We start from the raw sequence: 16,734 nt of genomic DNA, 5'->3' as shown, positions 1-16,734 counted from the left end.
AGCCGCTGTTGCGGAGGTGTCTCCTGGGAGTTAGCCCTGCGCTACGGGCATGTGTCCCTCGTCTCGCACGCTCCTGCCGCAGACGTGAACGCTCTGTTCCGTCCGCGCAACGCGCGGGATGCGGGGGTGTAACGGCGCGCGGGCACGGTGGGGGCCATGAACCGGACCGCGACGGCCCTCGTCGACACCCACTGCCCGTACTGCTCGCTCCAGTGCGGCATGCGCCTCGGCGCGGCGGCATCGGGGCCCTCACCCGTGGAGATCGTCGAGCGCCCCGACTTCCCCGTGAACCGGGGCGCCCTGTGCGGCAAGGGACACAGCGCCGCCGCCGTCCTCGCCCCTGGCGTCCGCCTCACCGCTCCTCTCGTACGGGACACCAAGGGCGGCCCGCTGCGGGAGGCCGGCTGGGACGAGGCCCTGGACCGGGCGGCGTCCGCCATGGCGCGGACCGGCACCCGGCATGGACGCGACGCGGTCGGCGTCTTCGGCGGCGGCGGCCTGACGAACGAGAAGGCGTACCTGCTCGGCAAGTTCGCCCGGGTCGCCCTGCGGACGGCCAACATCGACTACAACGGCCGCTTCTGCATGTCCTCGGCCGCCGCCGCCCACCGCAACGCCTTCGGCCTGGACCGCGGCCTGCCCTTCCCGCTCGCGGACGTCGCCCGTACCGGCTGCCTGGTCCTCGTCGGCAGCAACCTCGCCGACACGATGCCGCCCGCCGTCCGTCACGTGCGCGAACTGCGGGACAACGGCGGGACGTTGGTCGTCGTCGATCCGCGCCGCACCCGCACCGCGGACCTCGCCGACCTCCACCTGGCCCCCGCCCCCGGCACCGACCTGGCCCTCGCCCTCGGCCTGCTCCACCTGGTGGTCGCGGGCGGTCACGTCGACGAGGACTTCGTCGCTTCCCGTACGACCGGGTGGGAGGCCGCGCGTACGGCGGCGACGGCGCACTGGCCGGAGCGTGTGGAGGCGATCACCGGGGTGCCGGTGGCCGACATGCGGCGCGCGGTCGAGCTGTTCACGGCCGCCGGATCCGGCATGGTCCTCACCGCGCGGGGGCCGGAACAGCAGTCCAAGGGCGTCGACACGGTGGGCGCGTGGATCAACCTGTGCCTGGCCACCGGCCGCGCGGGCCGCCCGTTCTCCGGATACGGATGCCTCACCGGCCAGGGCAACGGGCAGGGCGGGCGCGAGCACGGGCAGAAGGCCGACCAACTGCCGGGCTACCGGTCCATAACGGACCCGGCGGCGCGGGCGCACGTGGCGGAGGTGTGGGGCGTCGACCCTGCGGACCTGCCCGGCCCGGGCGTCTCCGCGTACGAGCTCCTGGACTCCCTCGGCACGGAGGGGGGCGTGCGCACCCTGCTCCTCATGGGCTCGAACCCGGTGGTGTCGGCGCCGAACGCCCGGCACGTGACCTCGCGGATCGCGGCCCTCGACACCCTGATCGTGTGCGACGTGGTCCTCTCCGAGACGGCGGCGCTCGCGGACGTGGTCCTGCCCTCCGCCCAGTGGGCCGAGGAGACCGGCACGATGACCAACCTCGAAGGCCGCGTCATCCTGCGCAGGGCGGCCGTCCCCCCGGCGGGGCGGGCCCGGACCGATCTGCGCATCCTGCGCGGACTCGCGGGCCGCCTGGGCCACGAGAAGGGTTTCCCGGCCGACCCGGAGGAGGTCTTCACGGAACTCCGCGCGGCGTCGGCGGGCGGCCAGGCGGACTACTCGGGCATCGACTACGCACGCATCGAGGCGGAGGACGGAGTGTTCTGGCCGTGCCCGGCGGGGGCGGGCGGGGTCGGGGCGCAGGGTCCGGCGGGGGCGGGCGGGGCGGTGTATCCAGGGACCCCGCGCCTCTTCCTGGACCGGTTCGCGACCCCCGACGGGCGGGCCCGGTTCGCGGACGTCTCGCACCGGCCCGCCGGGGAGGAGCCGGACGCGGAGTACCCCCTGTACCTGACCACCGGGCGGGTGCTCGCCCAGTACCAGAGCGGTGCCCAGACCCGCCGGACGCCCGAGCTGAACCGGGCCGCCCCTGGCGCCTTCGTCGAGCTGCACCCCCGGCTGGCGGCCCGGCTCGGGGTGGCGGAGGGCGAGCGGCTGACCCTCACCAGCCGCCGGGGGCGGGCGACCGCGCCGGCCCGGATCACCGCGGCCATCCGGCCGGACACCGTCTTCATGCCGTTCCACTGGCCCGGCGAGGGCCGCGCCAACTCCCTCACCCATGACGCCCTGGACCCGCAGTCCCGGATGCCGGAGTTCAAGGTGTGCGCGGTACGGGCGGAGAAGGCGCCCCCGGCCGGAACCGGCACTGCGGCGACCACGGCCGGCACCGCCCCCGTGGAGGCGGCCCGATGACCGCCGCCCCCCGCCGCGTCGCGGTCGTCGGCGCCGGAATGGCCGCCGCCCGCCTCGCCCAGCAGACCCTGGCCCAGGCCCCGCCCGGCACCCTCGAACTCACGCTGTACGGGCACGAGCCCCACGCCCCCTACAACCGGGCCCTCCTCGCCGGAGTCCTCGACGGCCGCTACCCGCCGGGGGCCCTGACCCTGCCCACGGGCGGGGCGACGGTCCGCACCGGCACGGAGATCGTCGCCGTCGACCCCGCGTCCCACACCCTCCGCACCGCTTCCGGGGAAACCTGCGGCTACGACACCCTCGTCCTCGCCACGGGCGCCAACCCCATCCTCCCTCCCCTCCGCAACCTCCACGCGACCCCGACCCCGGACCACCCCCACGCCGCCCCGCCCCAGCCCCGCACCCCCGATCTCAAAGCGGGCGTCCACCCCTTCCGCACCCTCTCCGACTGCACCCGCCTCGCCGAGGCCACGGCAACGGCCACGGACACGGCCACGGACACGGGCACGGACACGGGCACGGGCGCGGGCACGGCCACGGGCGCGGGCACGACAAACCCACCCCACCCCGCCGGCCGCCAGCCCCCCCGCACCATCGTCATCGGCGGCGGCATCCTCGGCGTCAGCGCCGCCCGCGCCCTCACCGCCCTCGGCCTCCCCACCGAACTCGTCCACCAGGCACCCCACCTGATGGAACGCCACCTCGACGCCGAGGCCGCCGCCACCGTCCGCCACGCCCTCGAAACCATGGGTGCCACCGTCTACACCGACAACCGCGCCCGCGCCCTCCGCGGCACCACCTCCGTCACCGGCGTCGAGCTCGCCAACGGCCACGTCCTGACCTGCGACCTCGTCGTCCTGGCCTGCGGCGTCCGCCCCCGCACCGGCCTCGCCCGGGCCGCCGGCATCGAGGTCCGGCGCGGCATCGTCGTCGACGACACCCTCGCCACCTCCGCCCCCGACGTGTACGCCATCGGCGACTGCACCGAACACCGGGGCGCCGTCCACGGCGTCACCGGACCCGCCTGGGCCCAGGCCGACGTCCTCGCCGCCCGCCTCTCCGGTGCCGACCCGCACGCCGTCCACACCGGCGCGCACGCGTCCGCCCGCCTCACCGCCGGCGCCCTGGAGATCGCCGCGTTCGGCGAGGTCACGGACACCGCGGGCGACGCCCTCCGCCTCGCCGACGGCACCCGTGGCAGGTACGGCTCGTACAAGAAGCTCGTCATGCGCGGGGACCGCCTGGTCGGCGCGATCCTCGTCGGCGACCTCGCCGCGATCGGCGAACTCACCCGCACCTACGAGAGGGGCGAGCCGCTGCCGCCGCGCCCCCTCGACCTGCTCGCCGCCCTCCCCGCCCTCCCCGAAGGAGCCGCCCTGTGACGAACACGCAGCCCACGCAGCCCCGGAAGCTCGTCCTCGTCGGCCACGGCATGGTCGGCCAGCGCTTCCTCGAAGCCTTCGCCGAGCGCGGCGGCCACGCCCCCGCCTGGCGGATCACCGTCCTCGCCGAGGAGCCCCGCCCCGCGTACGACCGGGTCCACCTCACCTCGTGGTTCTCCGGCACCAGCGCCGACGAACTGTCGCTCTGGGAACCGGAGTTCGGCGACAAGCACGGCATCGACCTGCGCCTCGGCGACCCCGCCGCGGCCGTCGACCGCGAGGCCCGCACGGTCACCTCCCGCACCGGGCAGGTCTTCCCGTACGACGCCCTGGTGCTGGCCACCGGCTCCTACCCCTTCGTGCCGCCGGTTCCCGGCCACGACGCCCCCGGCTGCTTCGTCTACCGCACCATCGAGGACCTCGAAGCGATCCGCGCCGCCGCCGAGCACGCCCGCGTCGGCGCGGTCGTCGGCGGCGGGCTGCTCGGCCTGGAAGCGGCGGGTGCGCTGCGCGCGATGGGCCTGGAGACGCACGTCGTCGAGTTCGCCCCGCGCCTGATGGCGCTCCAGGTGGACGACGGCGGCGGTGCCGTACTCCGGGAGAAGATCCAGGAGCTGGGCGTCACCGTCCACACCGGCGCGGGCACCCAGAGCGTCGAGACCGCCGCCGACGGCACCGTCACCGGCATGGTGCTGTCCGACGGCGCGACCGTCGACACCGACCTCGTCGTCTTCTCCGCCGGGGTGCGCCCCCGGGACCAGCTCGCCCGCGACTGCGGCCTGCCCGTCGGCGAACGCGGCGGCATCACCGTCGACGCGCACTGCCGCACCGAGGACCCGGCGGTCTGGGCCATCGGCGAATGCGCCCTCGCCGTCGACGGCCGGGTGTACGGCCTGGTCGCCCCGGGCTATGCGATGGCGGAAGCGGTGGCCGCGCAACTGACTGGTCATCAGGGCGAGTTCACCGGCGCCGACCTCTCCACCAAGCTCAAGCTCCTGGGCGTCGACGTCGCCAGCTTCGGCGACGCGCACGGCGCCACCGCCGACTCCCTCGAAGTGCTGTACGCCAACAGTCGCGAGGGCGTCTACAAGAAGCTCGTCATCGGCGCCGACGGCGCCCTCCTCGGCGGCGTCCTGGTCGGCGACACCGAGTCGTACGACCTCCTGCGCCCGCTCGCCCTGTCCGGCACCCCCCTCACCGCCCCGCCCGAGCAGCTCGTCCTCCCCGCCTCCATCGGCGCCGCGCCCGGTCCGGTGGCGCTGCCCGACGAGGCCGTCGTCTGCTCCTGCCACAACGTCACCAAGGGCGCGATCCGCTCGGCGGTCGCCGACACCGGCTGCGCGGACGTCCCGGCGGTCAAGAAGTGCACCCGCGCGGGCACCGGCTGCGGCTCCTGCGTGAAGCTCCTCACCACCCTGGTCAACGACGAACTGGCGGCGCAGGGCGTCGAGTTGAGCCGTGGCCTGTGCGCGCACTTCGACCTCACCCGGGCCGAGATCTACGAGATCGTACGCGTCCGGGGCATCACCACCTTCGCCCGCCTGATCGAGGAGCACGGCACCCCCGGGTCCGGCACCTCCGAAGGCTGCGAGATCTGCAAACCCGTCGTCGGCTCCGTCCTCGCCTCCCTCGGCCCCGCCCTCGGCGACGGCGTGTCGGGCCACATCCTGGACGGCGAACAGGCCGCCCTCCAGGACACCAACGACCACTTCCTCGCCAACCTCCAGCGCAACGGCTCCTACTCCGTCGTCCCCCGCATCCCCGGCGGCGAGGTCACCCCGGCCGGACTCATCACCATCGGCGAGATCGCCCGCGACTTCGGCCTCTACACGAAGATCACCGGCGGCCAGCGGATCGACATGTTCGGCGCGTCCGTCGACCAACTCCCGCTGATCTGGCGGCGGCTGGTCGACGCCGGCTTCGAATCGGGGCACGCGTACGGGAAGTCCCTGCGCACGGTCAAGTCCTGCGTCGGACAGACCTGGTGCCGGTACGGCGTCCAGGACTCCGTCGCCCTCGCCATCGAGCTGGAGCTCCGCTACCGGGGCCTGCGCGCCCCTCACAAGCTGAAGTCCGCCGTCAGCGGCTGCGCCCGCGAATGCGCCGAGGCCCAGAGCAAGGACTTCGGCGTCATCGCCACCTCCTCCGGCTGGAACCTCTACGTCGGCGGCAACGGCGGCATGACTCCGCGCCACGCCGACCTCCTCCTCACCGACGCCGACCACGCCACCCTGATCCGCACCATCGACCGCTTCCTGATGTTCTACATCCGCACCGCCGACCGCCTGGAGCGCACCGCCCCCTGGGTCGAACGGATGGAGGGCGGCCTCGACCACCTGCGGGCCGTGCTCGTCGACGACTCGCTCGGCATCTGCGCCGACCTGGACGACCTGATGAGCCGCCACGTCTCCGCGTACGAGGACGAGTGGCGCGCCACCCTCGACGACCCGGACCGCCTCGCCCGCTTCGTCTCCTTCGTCAACGCCCCCGGCACCCCGGACCCCACCATCCGCTTCGTGCCGGAGCGCGAGCAGATCCGCCCGGCCGACACCCTCGTCGCCGGTCCCGCCCTGGAAGTGAGGACCCTCGCATGACCAGCACCCCCGTCGCTTCGGCGATGGTCGAAGTGGCCGTCGGGGACGCGTGGTTCCCCGTCGTCCTCTACGACTCCCTCGTTCCCGGGCGCGGAGTCGCCGCCCTCGTCGGCGGCGAACAGATCGCCCTCTACCGCGACCGGGCCGGCGCCGTCCACGCCGTCGGCAACCGCGACCCGTTCAGCGGTGCGTACGTCCTCTCGCGCGGCCTCCTCGGCAGCCGCGACGGTGTCCCGGTCGTCCTCTCCCCGATGTACAAGCAGGCCTTCGACCTGCGCACCGGTGTCTGCCTGGACGAGGACGCGACCCCGGACGGCACCCCGGCCACCCTCCCCGTCTGGCCGGTACGCACCGACTCCCCGCCCACCCACGGAAGCTAGGCGCGCCCCATGACGACCACCGTCCGCCCGCCCCGGGCCACCGCCACCCGCCCTCCCCTCGACCGGTGGGAACCGGAGGACCCCGCCTTCTGGGCCGCCACCGGCGCCGGGGTCGCCCGCCGCAACCTGGTCTTCTCGGTCCTCTCCGAGCACATCGGCTTCTCGGTGTGGAGCCTGTGGTCGGTGCTGGTGCTCTTCCTCGGCCCCGAGTACGGCATCGACCCGGCCGGAAAGTTCGTGCTGACCGCCGTCCCCACCCTCTTCGGCGCGGCGCTGCGCATCCCGTACACCTTCGCGGTGGCGGTCTTCGGCGGCCGCAACTGGACCGTCGTCACCGCCCTGGCCCTGCTGCTCCCGACCCTGCTCACCGCGTACGTCCTGGAACCCGGCGTCTCCTACACGACCCTGCTGTGCGTGGCCGCCGTCGCGGGCATCGGCGGCGGCAACTTCGCCTCCTCGATGGCCAACATCAACGCCTTCTACCCCCAGCACCTCAAGGGCCGCGCGCTCGGCGTCAACGCGGGCGGCGGAAACCTCGGCGTGCCTGCCGTCCAACTCCTCGGCCTGCTGGTGCTCGCCACGGCGGGCGCCGGGCACCCCCGTCTCGTACCGCTCCTCTACGTACCCCTGATCGTGCTCGCGGCGGTCGCCGCCGCCCTGCGCATGGACAACCTGCCCGCCCTGCGCAACGACCGGGGCGCCCTGCGCGAGGCCGCCCGGCAGCCGCACACCTGGGTGATGTCGCTGCTCTACATCGGCACCTTCGGCTCCTTCATCGGCTTCGGCTTCGCGTTCGGGCAGGTGCTGCTGGTGCAGTTCGCGGCCGACTTCCCGACGGCGGTCAGCGCCGCGTACCTGACCTTCCTCGGGCCGCTGCTCGGCTCGCTGGCCCGGCCCGTCGGCGGGGCGATGGCCGACCGCTGGGGCGGGGCGCGGGTCACCTTCTGGAACTTCACGGCGATGGCGGCGGGCGCGCTGCTGGTGTTCGTGGCGTCCCGGGCCGGATCGCTGCCGCTGTTCCTGACCGGCTTCGTCGCCCTCTTCCTCTTCTCCGGGTTCGGCAACGGGTCGACGTACAAGATGATCCCCGGCATCTTCCACGCCCGGGCGGAACGCGAGACGGCGGCGGGAGCGGATCCGGCCGGGGCCTCGAACCGTTCCCGCCGCCGGGCGAGTGCCGTGATCGGCATCGCGGGCGCGGTGGGCGCGCTGGGCGGGGTGCTGGTGAACATCGCGTTCCGGCAGTCCTTCCTGACGGAAGGCTCCGGGGACGCGGCGTACCTGGCGTTCCTCGCGTACTACGTGCTGTGCCTGGTGCTCACCTGGGGGGTGTACCTGCGGCGCGGAGCGGCCTGACACCGGATCGGCGCTGGTGGCCCGGACACCCCGAAGCTACGGACGGCAGGTGGTGGCCATGCCCAGAGAACGCAACCCGCCAAAACCCCCGAAGCCGGTGCGACCGGGCCTGCAGCTACCCCTGTGCCGTCTGCCTCTGCTTCTGCTTGCGGCGCAGCCGGGCCGGCCACTTGCGGGTGTCACGCGGTTCGACGTACGGCTCCTCCTCGACCGGCAGCCCGCCGCTGATGGCCCGCTGCCGGGCCAGTTCCGCGTCGAACTCCAGCCCCAGCAACACCGCCAGGTTCGACAGCCACAGCCAGATCAGGAAGACGATCACACCCGCGAGGGTTCCGTAGGTCTTGTTGTACGAGCCGAAGTTCGCGACGTACAACGCGAAGCCGCCGGACGTCGCCAGCCACAGCACCACGGCCAGCACGCTTCCCGGGCTGACCCAGCGGAACCCGCGCCCGCGCACGTTCGGCGCCGACCAGAACAGCAGGGCGATCATCAGTACCACGAGCACCAGCAGCACCGGCCACTTGGCGATCGACCACACGGTGACCGCCTCGCTGCCGAGCCCGATCGCCTCCCCGGCCCACTGCGCCAGGGAGCCGGTGAAGACCACGATCACCGCACTGGTCGCCAGCAGCACCATCAGCACCACCGTCAGCCCCACCCGCAGCGGGGTCACCTTCCACACCGGGCGCCCCTCCGGCATGTCGTAGATCGCGTTCGAGGTGCGTATGAACGCGCCGACGTAACCCGACGCGGACCACAGCGCCGCGAACAGACCCACGATCGCGACGACGCCACTGGTGCCGCCGCTGTTCTGGAGCTGCTGCACCGCCTGCGTGAGGATGTCCTTCACGGCGCCGGGCGCGAGGCTCTGGATGTTGTCGAGCACGGTCTTCGTCGCGGACTCGCCGACCACACCGAGCAGCGAGACCAGCACCAGGATCGCCGGGAAGACGGAGAGCACGCCGTAGTACGTCAGCGAGGCCGCCCGGTCCGCCAGTTCGTCGTCCAGGAACTCCTTGCCGGTGCGCTTGAGCACGGCCCACCAGGAGTGCTTGGCGAAGTCAGTGGGGCTGTCCGCCTCGTCGGCGGAGCGTGGATCTGGTTCATCGGTGGAGCGCGGGACCGGCTCGTCGCCCGGCCGGGGGCCCGACACCTTCTCACGCTGATTGTCACGGCTGTCTGTCATGCCGTGCCGGGTACCCCCGTACAGGGCGCCTGACCCGGAGAATCACCGGCCGCGCGCCGGACGTCACCTACTTCCCCCACTTCGCCGCGTTGGCGGCCCGCCGCGCGAACGCCTCCTCCTTCGCCTCCTCCATCTCCCGCAGGGCGGTCTTCCGCTCCCGCCGGGCGAGCCGGTCCAGATAGAGGCGGCCGTTCACATGGTCCGTCTCGTGCTGGAGGCACCGGGCGAAGTACCCCCGCCCCTCCACCACCAGCGGCTTCCCCTCCTTGTCCCGCCCCCGCACGACGGCCCGGCCGAGTCGGGGCACCATGCGGTAGGGACCGGGGACCGAGAGGCACCCCTCCGTCTCCTCGACCAACTCCCGCTCGTCCGCCGGGACCTCGTCCAGCACCGGATTGACGATGTGCCCGACGTGGCGCACTCCCCAGTCGTCCGTCATGTCCCAGACGAAGACCCGCAGGTCCACATCGATCTGGTTCGCGGCGAGCCCCGCCCCCTCCGCCACCTGGTTCGTGGCGAACATGTCGTCGATCAGCCGCGCGAGCCCTGGCGTCCCGAACTCCACGACCTCCCGGCACCGCCGCCGCAGGATCTCCTCCCCGACCACGGTGATCCGGCGCACCGCACCCCGCTCCACCTCCGGCGCGATCCTCGGATACGACGCCACGGGCTCGCCCTGCACCCGTACCCGACGGTCGGGCGCGATCTCGCCGAACCCCATCTCCGTCACCCTCCACCACTGCGGCGCGCGACTGCGCGCGGTGAGCTTGCCGATCGCTTTGCAAAGTAGCACCCTTTGCAAAGTGACCGACGAGATCCAGCAATCCGCCGCCCGCGACCTGCTCCGCCGCGCGGCTCCGCTTCCGCGCGCGCCCAGGACCCTCCCCGAACACCCCTTGCGCATCGCCCTCCTCGACCTGCTCGCCGAGGCCGGCACGCTGACCTCCACCCAGGCGGCCGCCCGCCTCGGCGAGAGTTCCGGCCTCTGCTCCTTCCACCTGCGCCAGCTCGCCCGGCACGGCCTGATCGAGGAGGCCCCCCACCCGGGCGGCCGCGCCAAACCGTGGCGCCTGCGCTGGGAGTCCGACGGGGTCCCGCCGTCGGCCCCCGCCGTCCTCCCCCTCCACGAGGTGCTCCACCTGACCCCGCAGGAGTGCGCCGAACTGACCGCCTCCGTACGGGACCTGCTCACCGCCTTCCGGGACCGCGTCCCGGCACCGGACACCACCCCGACGACGGTCACCGTCGCGCCGCACGCCCTGCCCCCGGAGCCCCGTCGCTCACGCCCGCCCCGGGCTTGACCTCAGTGCGGTGCGAGGCACCACCGGCCTCTGCGCGGACGGGGACTTCCTATAGGTTCATCCCCAGCTTCTCCCATTGGTTCTCGTGCAGGAGGTGGTCCCGTGCAGCGGGTCGCGCAGGTCATTCGGGTCAGGCCCGAGAAGCTCGCGGAGTACAAGGAGCTGCACGCGGCGGTGCCGGGTCCGGTGCTCGCCCGGTTGCGCGCCGCGCACATCGCCAACTACTCGATACATCTGCTCGGCGACCGGCTCTTCAGCTACTTCGAGTACCACGGCGACGACCTCGCCGCCGACCTCGCGGCCATCGGCGAGGACCCGGCCACTCAGGAGTGGTGGAAGCTCACCGATCCCTGCCAGGAACGGGTGCCGGAGGCGCGGGAGGGGGAGTGGTGGGCTTCGACGGAGCAGGTCTTCCTCATGGAGTGAATCCGACGCCCGCGGGCGAGCGCCGAACCGCGCTCCCCGCACGTGCCCGGTACGCCCGTCGGCGTTCGGCGGTGCACAGGCCCCCCGCCGGACGCCGGGCGCCTCAGTGCGGCCACAGGGTCGGCTCGACGCAGAAGTGCCCTCCGACGCGGGTCTGCGACGGATCGTCGTCCGACAGCTCACCGTGCTCGGCGATGAGCCGTGCGGCGTACGGCTCGGAGTCGTCCCGCGGTACGTAGCCCAGCGCCCGCGCGCTCGAAAGGTCCCACCAGAGCCGGGTGTTGGCGGAGGACCCGTACACCACCGTGTGGCCCACGTCCTCGGCGGTGAGGGCCGCGTGCAGCAGCCGGGCGCAGTCGGCGGGGCTCAGCCAGAGCGAGAGCATCCGGACCGACGTCGGCTCCGGGAAGCAGGAACCGATGCGCACGGAGACGGTTTCCAGGCCGTGCAGGTCCCAGTACAGCTGTGCGAGGTCCTCGCCGAAGCACTTGGACAGCCCGTAGAAGGTGTCCGGCCGGTGCGGCGCCGTGACGGGGACCGGATCGCCGCCCGCCGCCGGGCGCGGGGTGAAGCCCACGGCGTGGTTGCTGGACGCGAACACCACCCGCCCCACGCCGGCTTCGCGGGCCGCCTCGTACAGGTGGTAGGTGCCCTCGATGTTGGCGCGCAGGACCTTCTCGAAGGGGGCTTCCAACGAGATGCCCGCCAGGTGGACGACCGCGTCCACCCCCCGGACGGCCTCCCGCAGCGCCTCCCGGTCCGCCAGATCGGCGACGACCGCGTCCGGCGCGCCGTCCACGGGACGCAGGTCCAGCAGGCGCAGCCGGTATCCGTAGGCGGGCAGCAGCTCCCGCATCAACGTGCCGAGGCCACCGGCGGCGCCGGTGAGCAGAACGGTGCGGGGGGTTGGCACGGGGAGGGCTCCTCAGGGCGGAGAAATCTGCTTCAGAAAGCGCTTTCTATGCTTCCTCGCGGGACTCTGTCAATCCCACCGACTCTTCGGGCGCGCGCGGACCCCGGCTCCACCGGCACGACGGGGCGGAGTGGAACGGAGAGGGGTTCAGGCCGACGGGACGAAGGGACTCACTCGGGCGGACGCGGTGAGGAGCAGGACGGGGCGCGGTGTCGCGGCGGACGGGCGCCCACCCCGGCGACCGCTTCCGCGCCCGAACGGCAGCCCGCCGCGGCCGCCTCCGCGGCGGCCGCCCCGGCAAGGCGCGCGGCGAGGAAACCGCCGGTGAAGGCGTCGCCCGCGCCCGTCGAGTCGACCGGAGCGCGGACCGGTTCGGCCGTGACGTGCGCGCTCACCGCTCCGGAGACGGCCAGGAGCACGCCGTGGACGCCGAGGGTGACCGCGACCAGAGGGAAGCGGCGACTCAGTGCGGCTGCCGCGTCGGCGGGTTCGGGCAGGCCGGTCAGCAGGCGGGCCTCGTCGGCGTTGGGCAGGAGGAGGTTCGCGCCGTCGACGGCGGCCAGGAAGCGGTCGGCTCCCAGTTCGGCGAGGAAGCCGGCGGAAGCGGGGTCCACGCTCGTCGGGATGCCCCGGTGGCGTGCCTCCCGCAGGGCGAGGAGGGCGGCGGCACGGCTGGCCGGGGCGAAGAAGAGGTAACCGGAGACGTGCAGATGGCCGATGCCGTCGAGGAGGGAGGGGGACCAGTCGGCGGAGGACAGACGCAGGGCCGCGCCGCTGTCGGTGAGGAAGGTGCGCTCGGCGTCGGCGCCGACGAGGGCGACCACGGTGGCGGTCGGCGCCTCTTCGTCGACGACGAGCTCCGCCCGCACTCCGGCGCGGCGCAGGGCGTCCAGATGCCAGGCGGCGGAATCGGTGCCGACGCGTGCGAGCAGCCGCACGTCACGGCAGCCCCAGCGCGCCGCCCAGCAGGCGACGTTCGCCCCGGCGCCGCCGGGCAGGGTGCGGATGCGGGCCGCGGTGTCCGTGCCCCGGGCGGGAGGCGTCGCGTGCCGTACGACCACATCCGTGACGACGTCCCCGATGACGAGCAGGCCGCCACCACGGCTCCCCGGGGCATACTTCCCCCGGTCACCTTTCACGGCGCCACGGCTCCCCGCGCCTCCGGTCACCGGGTCGCTGCTCCCTGCGTCCCCGCTTCCCGTGCCCCCGGCCACCGCGTCCCCGCTCCCCGCGTCCCCGCTTCCCGCGCCTCCGGTCACCGGGTCGCTGCTTCCCGCGTCCTCGCTCCCCGCGCCTCCGGTCACCCCGCCGCCGCCGCTGTCGCGATCCGGGCGGCCAGTGCCACGTTTCCGCGTACCGCCGCCAGGTTGGCCTCCAGGGATGCTCCTGCCGTACGCCGCATCAGGTGGTCGAGCAGGAACGGGGTGACGGCCTGGCCCGTGATGTCCTGCTCCCGGCACGCTTCGAGCGCCTCTGCCAGCACCCGGTCGTGGAGTTCCGGATCCAACTGGTCCGCCTCGGCGACGGGGTTGGCGACGATCAGCGCCGACTCCGGGCCGCCGAGCGCGTCCCGGGCCCGCATCACCTCCGCGACGTCCTCGGGGGTGTGCACCGTCCAGTCGACGGGCACGCCCGAAGACGCGAGGTAGAAGCCGGGGAAGCGCGTGGTGTCGTAGCCGAGCACGCCCACGCCGAGCGTCTCCAGGCGCTGGAGCGTGGCCGGAACGTCCAGGATCGACTTGACCCCGGCGCAGACGACCGTGATGCCGGTGCGTGCGAGCAGCCGCAGGTCCGCGGATTCGTCCTGGGTCTCGGTCCACTCCCGGTGTACGCCGCCGAGTCCCCCGGTCGCGAACACCCGCAGCCCCGCCCGGACGGCCAGGAACGCCGTGGCGGACACCGTCGTCGCTCCGCTCGCGCCCGTCGCCAGCGCGGGTGCCAGGTCCCGGTGGCCCAGCTTCCGTATCTCCGGGTCGTCGGCGACCCTCTTCAACTCCCCTTCGGTCAGGCCGACGCGGGCGCTTCCGTCCAGGACGGCGACAGTGGCGGGGACGGCCCCGGCGGACCGTACGAGTTCCTCCAGTTCCAGGGCGACCCGGAGGTTGCGGGGGCGCGGCAGGCCGTGCGCGATGATCGTCGATTCGAGGGCGACGACGGGGCGGTGGGCGGCGAGAGCGTCGCGCGCCTCCGCGGAGAGCGTGGGTTCGTACCGTCGACGGCCGGCCGTGGGCGTGTGGGATGCCATGCCCCATCCCTGGCGCGCGTGGGGCGGGCGCAAACCACCGGTACGACCTCCTCAGTCCCCGACCCCCTCCGGGCGGATGGTCCGGCGGTCCGGGGCTTCCTGTTGCTGGAGTTCGCGGAAGGCGTCCCCGTGGAGGTCGGTCATGCGGGAGAGGGCCGCGTCGCGGGTGGCCGGGTCGTTGGCGGAGGCCGCTTCCTTCAGTTGGGCGGCGACGTCGAGGACGCGGCGGGACAGGGCCGAGGAGAGGCGGCCCTGGGAGGCGGAGGCGATGGTGGAGAGGATGCGGTAGAGGTCGTGGCCGAGGCGGTCCTTGAGGGCGATGATCTCCTCGGCGACGGCGCACGCGCCCGGGAGGTCGCCGTCCTTGCGGAGGGCGCGGATCTCCGCGTTGCCGCGGCGCATGGTTTCGAGGTCGTCGGCGGACATCAGGTGCGGGACGTAGCGGGGGTAGAGCGCGGAGAGGGCGCAGGCCCAGCGGACCGTGTCCTGCTGTTCGCGGCGGCGGCGGGCGTCGTCGAGGAGGTGGTCCAGGGTGCCGCTGGTGCTGCCTCCGGCGAGGAGGGCGCGCAGACGCTGTTCCGTTTCCTCGAACTGCGCCAGTTCGGCTTGTTCGAGTTCGTGCCGCCAGTTGGCGAGGTAGGTGACGTAGTCGCGGTGGACGTTCAGGACGCGGCCGCGGAACTTGCTGGTCAGGGGGTTGCGGTTGAGCTCGACCGCGTGCCAGTCGCCGTTGTCGATGCGGAATTCGAGGTCGATGATGCGGTCGCTGTTGAGGCGGGTCCTGATGACCAGGGAACGGGTGCCGGTGATGTCCTCCTCGATCTCGTGGGTGTGGCTGGCGCAGAGGTCGTTGAGGTGGGCGGGCTGTTGGTCGCCCTCGCGCAGGAGGATCTCCAGCATGTCGCCCTTGCGGCCGGTGAGCTGGAAGTCCTTGACGTGCCAGTCGGTGGGGTAGGACTCGCCCGCCTCGACCAGGACGCGCAGGGAGCCGTCCTTCTGCTGGATGCCGAAGGGGAGGGCGGTCACTTCGAGCGGGGTGGAGACCGCGAACTCCCTGTCGCAGTGCGAGCAGGCGCTCAGGCCCGCGGAGTTGACCATTCCGCAGCTCGGGCACTTCAGGCCCGCGAAGCCGGGGAGCGGTTCCTCGCAGAGGGCGCACAGCATCGCCGCCGCCGGGTTCTCCTCGCCGCACCGCGCGCACTCGACGACCGTGGCCCGCACGGGGGGCGGCGTGAGGGCGGAGAGGTCCTCGGCGCAGACGGGGCAGGCCGCGCTGCCGGACGGGGCCGGGACGTGGCAGCCCGGGCAGTCCACCGTCGGCACGCCGACCAGCGGGGCCGCGCAGCCGCCGCAGGCGTCGGCCGCGACCGGGTTGACCGCGTGACAGGCCGCGCAGGTCAGCTCCTCCAGCAGGGCCGACTGCACCGCCGCCCCCAGGGCCACGCAGTGCATGGGGTCGATGTCGGTACGCAGCCGTTCCTCGCCGAACATCGCCGCGAGGTTTTCCCGTACGAGGGGGATCGCGCTCGAACCGCCCACCAGCAGCACCTGTTCGACGTCCTGCGGAAGGTGGTCGATGCGGGCGAGGGCCCGGGCGGTGTGGTCCATGGTCGCGGCGACCGGGGCCGCGATCAGGGCTTCCAGGACGGGACGGTCCACGCGCTGTTCGAGGGTCGCGCCGTGCGTGCCCAGGGGGGAGACGGTGACGTCCGTGGCCTGCGCGAGCGAGAGCCGGATCTTGGCCTGCTCGGCGGCCCGGCGGAGGCGGTGGCCGTCGGCGGGGGCGGGCACGTAGTCCTGCGGGTTCCTGTCGTTGCGCCAGCGCTCCTCGATGCGGGCGGCCAGCAGGTCGTCGAAGTCCGTGCCGCCGAGCAGGTTGTCCCCGCCCAGCGACATGACGTCGAGGTAGCCGGGCGCGGTGTTCAGGACGGACACGTCGAAGGTGCCGCCGCCCAGGTCGTACACGACGAAGGTGGCCGGGGCCGCGTCCTGGGGCCGGGTCAGTCCGTGGGCCAGCGCGGCCGAGGTCGGCTCCACCAGGACGCGTACGACGTGGAGTCCGGCCAGCTCGCCCGCGGCGCGGGTGGCCGCGAGCTGGCGTTCGCCGAAGTACGCGGGGGCGGTGATCACGGCGCGGTCGAAGACGACGCCGAGGCGGGACTCCACGTCCGTCTTGAGCCGGCGCAGGATGATCGCGGAGATCTGGACGGGGGTGTACCGGTGCGGGCCGAGGCGGATCAGGATGCCGCCGTCGCCGCCCTCGCTGAAGCGGGCCGCCGCCTCGCCCATGCGGCCGAGCGCCTCCTGCACTGCCGCCTCGCCGAACGTGCGGCCCATGAAGCGCTTCACCGAGGTGACGACCCTGCCCGGGTCCCGGTCCAGCCAGCGCAGGGCCTCCTGGCCCACGAGCAGACCGCCGTCCTCCGTGACGCCGACGGCGGACGCCGTGCTGAGGCGGTCGTTCGCGACGGGGAGCACTTCGGGGGCGCCGTTCTTCATCCAGGCGACCACGGAGTTGGTGGTGCCGAGGTCGATGCCGAGGGTTCTGTGCACGGTGCGTACCTTCGTTTCCGCGGAGCCAGAAGGGGGAGTG

General features: G+C 73.5%; 13 protein-coding genes. 7 read left to right on the top strand and 6 right to left on the bottom strand.

Annotated features, from left to right (window positions below; genetic code table 11):
- The first annotated feature begins 156 nt into the window (after window positions 1-156).
- The 5 genes from ACZ56L_RS11390 to ACZ56L_RS11370 are packed head-to-tail and all read left to right on the top strand — an operon-like array spanning window position 157 to window position 8,070.
- Window positions 157-2,358 (top strand): molybdopterin oxidoreductase family protein, encoded by a 2,202-nt coding sequence (locus ACZ56L_RS11390; protein ID WP_471063356.1) that lies wholly within the window; start codon window positions 157-159, stop codon window positions 2,356-2,358.
- Window positions 2,355-3,740: an NAD(P)/FAD-dependent oxidoreductase gene (locus tag ACZ56L_RS11385; RefSeq protein WP_471063354.1), complete on the top strand. Its 1,386-nt coding sequence runs from the start codon at window positions 2,355-2,357 to the stop codon at window positions 3,738-3,740. Before ACZ56L_RS11390 ends, ACZ56L_RS11385 begins: the two co-directional genes overlap by 4 nt.
- A 50-nt stretch (window positions 3,741-3,790) precedes the next feature.
- On the top strand, window positions 3,791-6,334 hold the full coding sequence (gene nirB, locus ACZ56L_RS11380; protein WP_471063831.1) for a nitrite reductase large subunit NirB: 2,544 nt from the start codon (window positions 3,791-3,793) through the stop codon (window positions 6,332-6,334).
- The gene (locus tag ACZ56L_RS11375) at window positions 6,331-6,714 is read left to right on the top strand and encodes a nitrite reductase (NAD(P)H) small subunit (protein WP_471063352.1); all 384 of its coding nucleotides are present in this window, start codon (window positions 6,331-6,333) and stop codon (window positions 6,712-6,714) included. Before nirB ends, ACZ56L_RS11375 begins: the two co-directional genes overlap by 4 nt.
- A 9-nt stretch (window positions 6,715-6,723) precedes the next feature.
- Window positions 6,724-8,070 (top strand): nitrate/nitrite transporter, encoded by a 1,347-nt coding sequence (locus ACZ56L_RS11370; RefSeq protein WP_471063350.1) that lies wholly within the window; start codon window positions 6,724-6,726, stop codon window positions 8,068-8,070.
- 115 nt (window positions 8,071-8,185) lie between these two features.
- On the opposite strand, the gene ACZ56L_RS11365 is transcribed toward ACZ56L_RS11370, so the two are convergent.
- Both ACZ56L_RS11365 and def read right to left on the bottom strand, forming a co-directional pair.
- Complete coding sequence (locus ACZ56L_RS11365) at window positions 8,186-9,256, bottom strand: YihY/virulence factor BrkB family protein (RefSeq protein WP_471063348.1); 1,071 nt, start codon at window positions 9,254-9,256, stop codon at window positions 8,186-8,188.
- A 67-nt stretch (window positions 9,257-9,323) separates the two neighbouring features.
- Window positions 9,324-9,977 (bottom strand): peptide deformylase, encoded by a 654-nt coding sequence (gene def, locus ACZ56L_RS11360; protein ID WP_345228011.1) that lies wholly within the window; start codon window positions 9,975-9,977, stop codon window positions 9,324-9,326.
- 82 nt (window positions 9,978-10,059) lie between these two features.
- On the opposite strand from def, the gene ACZ56L_RS11355 reads away from it, so the two are divergent.
- Window positions 10,060-10,557, top strand: coding sequence for a winged helix-turn-helix domain-containing protein (locus tag ACZ56L_RS11355; protein WP_471063346.1), 498 nt, complete (start codon window positions 10,060-10,062; stop codon window positions 10,555-10,557).
- Between the two features lie 102 nt (window positions 10,558-10,659).
- On the top strand, window positions 10,660-10,983 hold the full coding sequence (locus ACZ56L_RS11350) for an L-rhamnose mutarotase (protein ID WP_345227770.1): 324 nt from the start codon (window positions 10,660-10,662) through the stop codon (window positions 10,981-10,983).
- Window positions 10,984-11,086: 103 nt separating this feature from the next.
- Here the strand turns inward: ACZ56L_RS11350 and ACZ56L_RS11345 are convergent, their stop codons facing one another.
- The 4 genes from ACZ56L_RS11345 to ACZ56L_RS11330 form a co-directional block, all read right to left on the bottom strand.
- Window positions 11,087-11,896: an NAD-dependent epimerase/dehydratase family protein gene (locus ACZ56L_RS11345; RefSeq protein WP_468687110.1), complete on the bottom strand. Its 810-nt coding sequence runs from the start codon at window positions 11,894-11,896 to the stop codon at window positions 11,087-11,089.
- Window positions 11,897-12,066: 170 nt separating this feature from the next.
- Window positions 12,067-13,035 (bottom strand): carbohydrate kinase family protein, encoded by a 969-nt coding sequence (locus tag ACZ56L_RS11340; protein WP_471063344.1) that lies wholly within the window; start codon window positions 13,033-13,035, stop codon window positions 12,067-12,069.
- 161 nt (window positions 13,036-13,196) lie between these two features.
- Window positions 13,197-14,141, bottom strand: a complete 945-nt coding sequence (locus ACZ56L_RS11335; RefSeq protein ID WP_471063342.1) for a pseudouridine-5'-phosphate glycosidase — start codon at window positions 14,139-14,141, stop codon at window positions 13,197-13,199.
- A gap of 51 nt (window positions 14,142-14,192) precedes the next feature.
- On the bottom strand, window positions 14,193-16,694 hold the full coding sequence (locus ACZ56L_RS11330) for an Hsp70 family protein (RefSeq protein WP_471063340.1): 2,502 nt from the start codon (window positions 16,692-16,694) through the stop codon (window positions 14,193-14,195).
- Between the last annotated feature and the right edge of the window lie 40 nt (window positions 16,695-16,734).

Source organism: Streptomyces sp. NPDC039736, from assembly GCF_055596485.1.
The sequence above is the reverse complement of the archived record's forward strand: the minus strand, read 5'-3'. Positions and strand labels throughout refer to the sequence as shown.

What these genes read in the sequence shown, in the direction of transcription:
- ACZ56L_RS11390 (WP_471063356.1), top strand. Translation starts at nt 157, where the DNA reads ATGAACCGGACCGCGACGGCCCTCGTCGACACCCACTGCCCGTACTGC.
- ACZ56L_RS11385 (WP_471063354.1), top strand. Translation starts at nt 2,355, where the DNA reads ATGACCGCCGCCCCCCGCCGCGTCGCGGTCGTCGGCGCCGGAATGGCC.
- nirB (WP_471063831.1), top strand. Translation starts at nt 3,791, where the DNA reads ATGGTCGGCCAGCGCTTCCTCGAAGCCTTCGCCGAGCGCGGCGGCCAC.
- ACZ56L_RS11375 (WP_471063352.1), top strand. Translation starts at nt 6,331, where the DNA reads ATGACCAGCACCCCCGTCGCTTCGGCGATGGTCGAAGTGGCCGTCGGG.
- ACZ56L_RS11370 (WP_471063350.1), top strand. Translation starts at nt 6,724, where the DNA reads ATGACGACCACCGTCCGCCCGCCCCGGGCCACCGCCACCCGCCCTCCC.
- ACZ56L_RS11365 (WP_471063348.1), bottom strand. Translation starts at nt 9,256, where the DNA reads ATGACAGACAGCCGTGACAATCAGCGTGAGAAGGTGTCGGGCCCCCGG.
- def (WP_345228011.1), bottom strand. Translation starts at nt 9,977, where the DNA reads ATGGGGTTCGGCGAGATCGCGCCCGACCGTCGGGTACGGGTGCAGGGC.
- ACZ56L_RS11335 (WP_471063342.1), bottom strand. Translation starts at nt 14,141, where the DNA reads ATGGCATCCCACACGCCCACGGCCGGCCGTCGACGGTACGAACCCACG.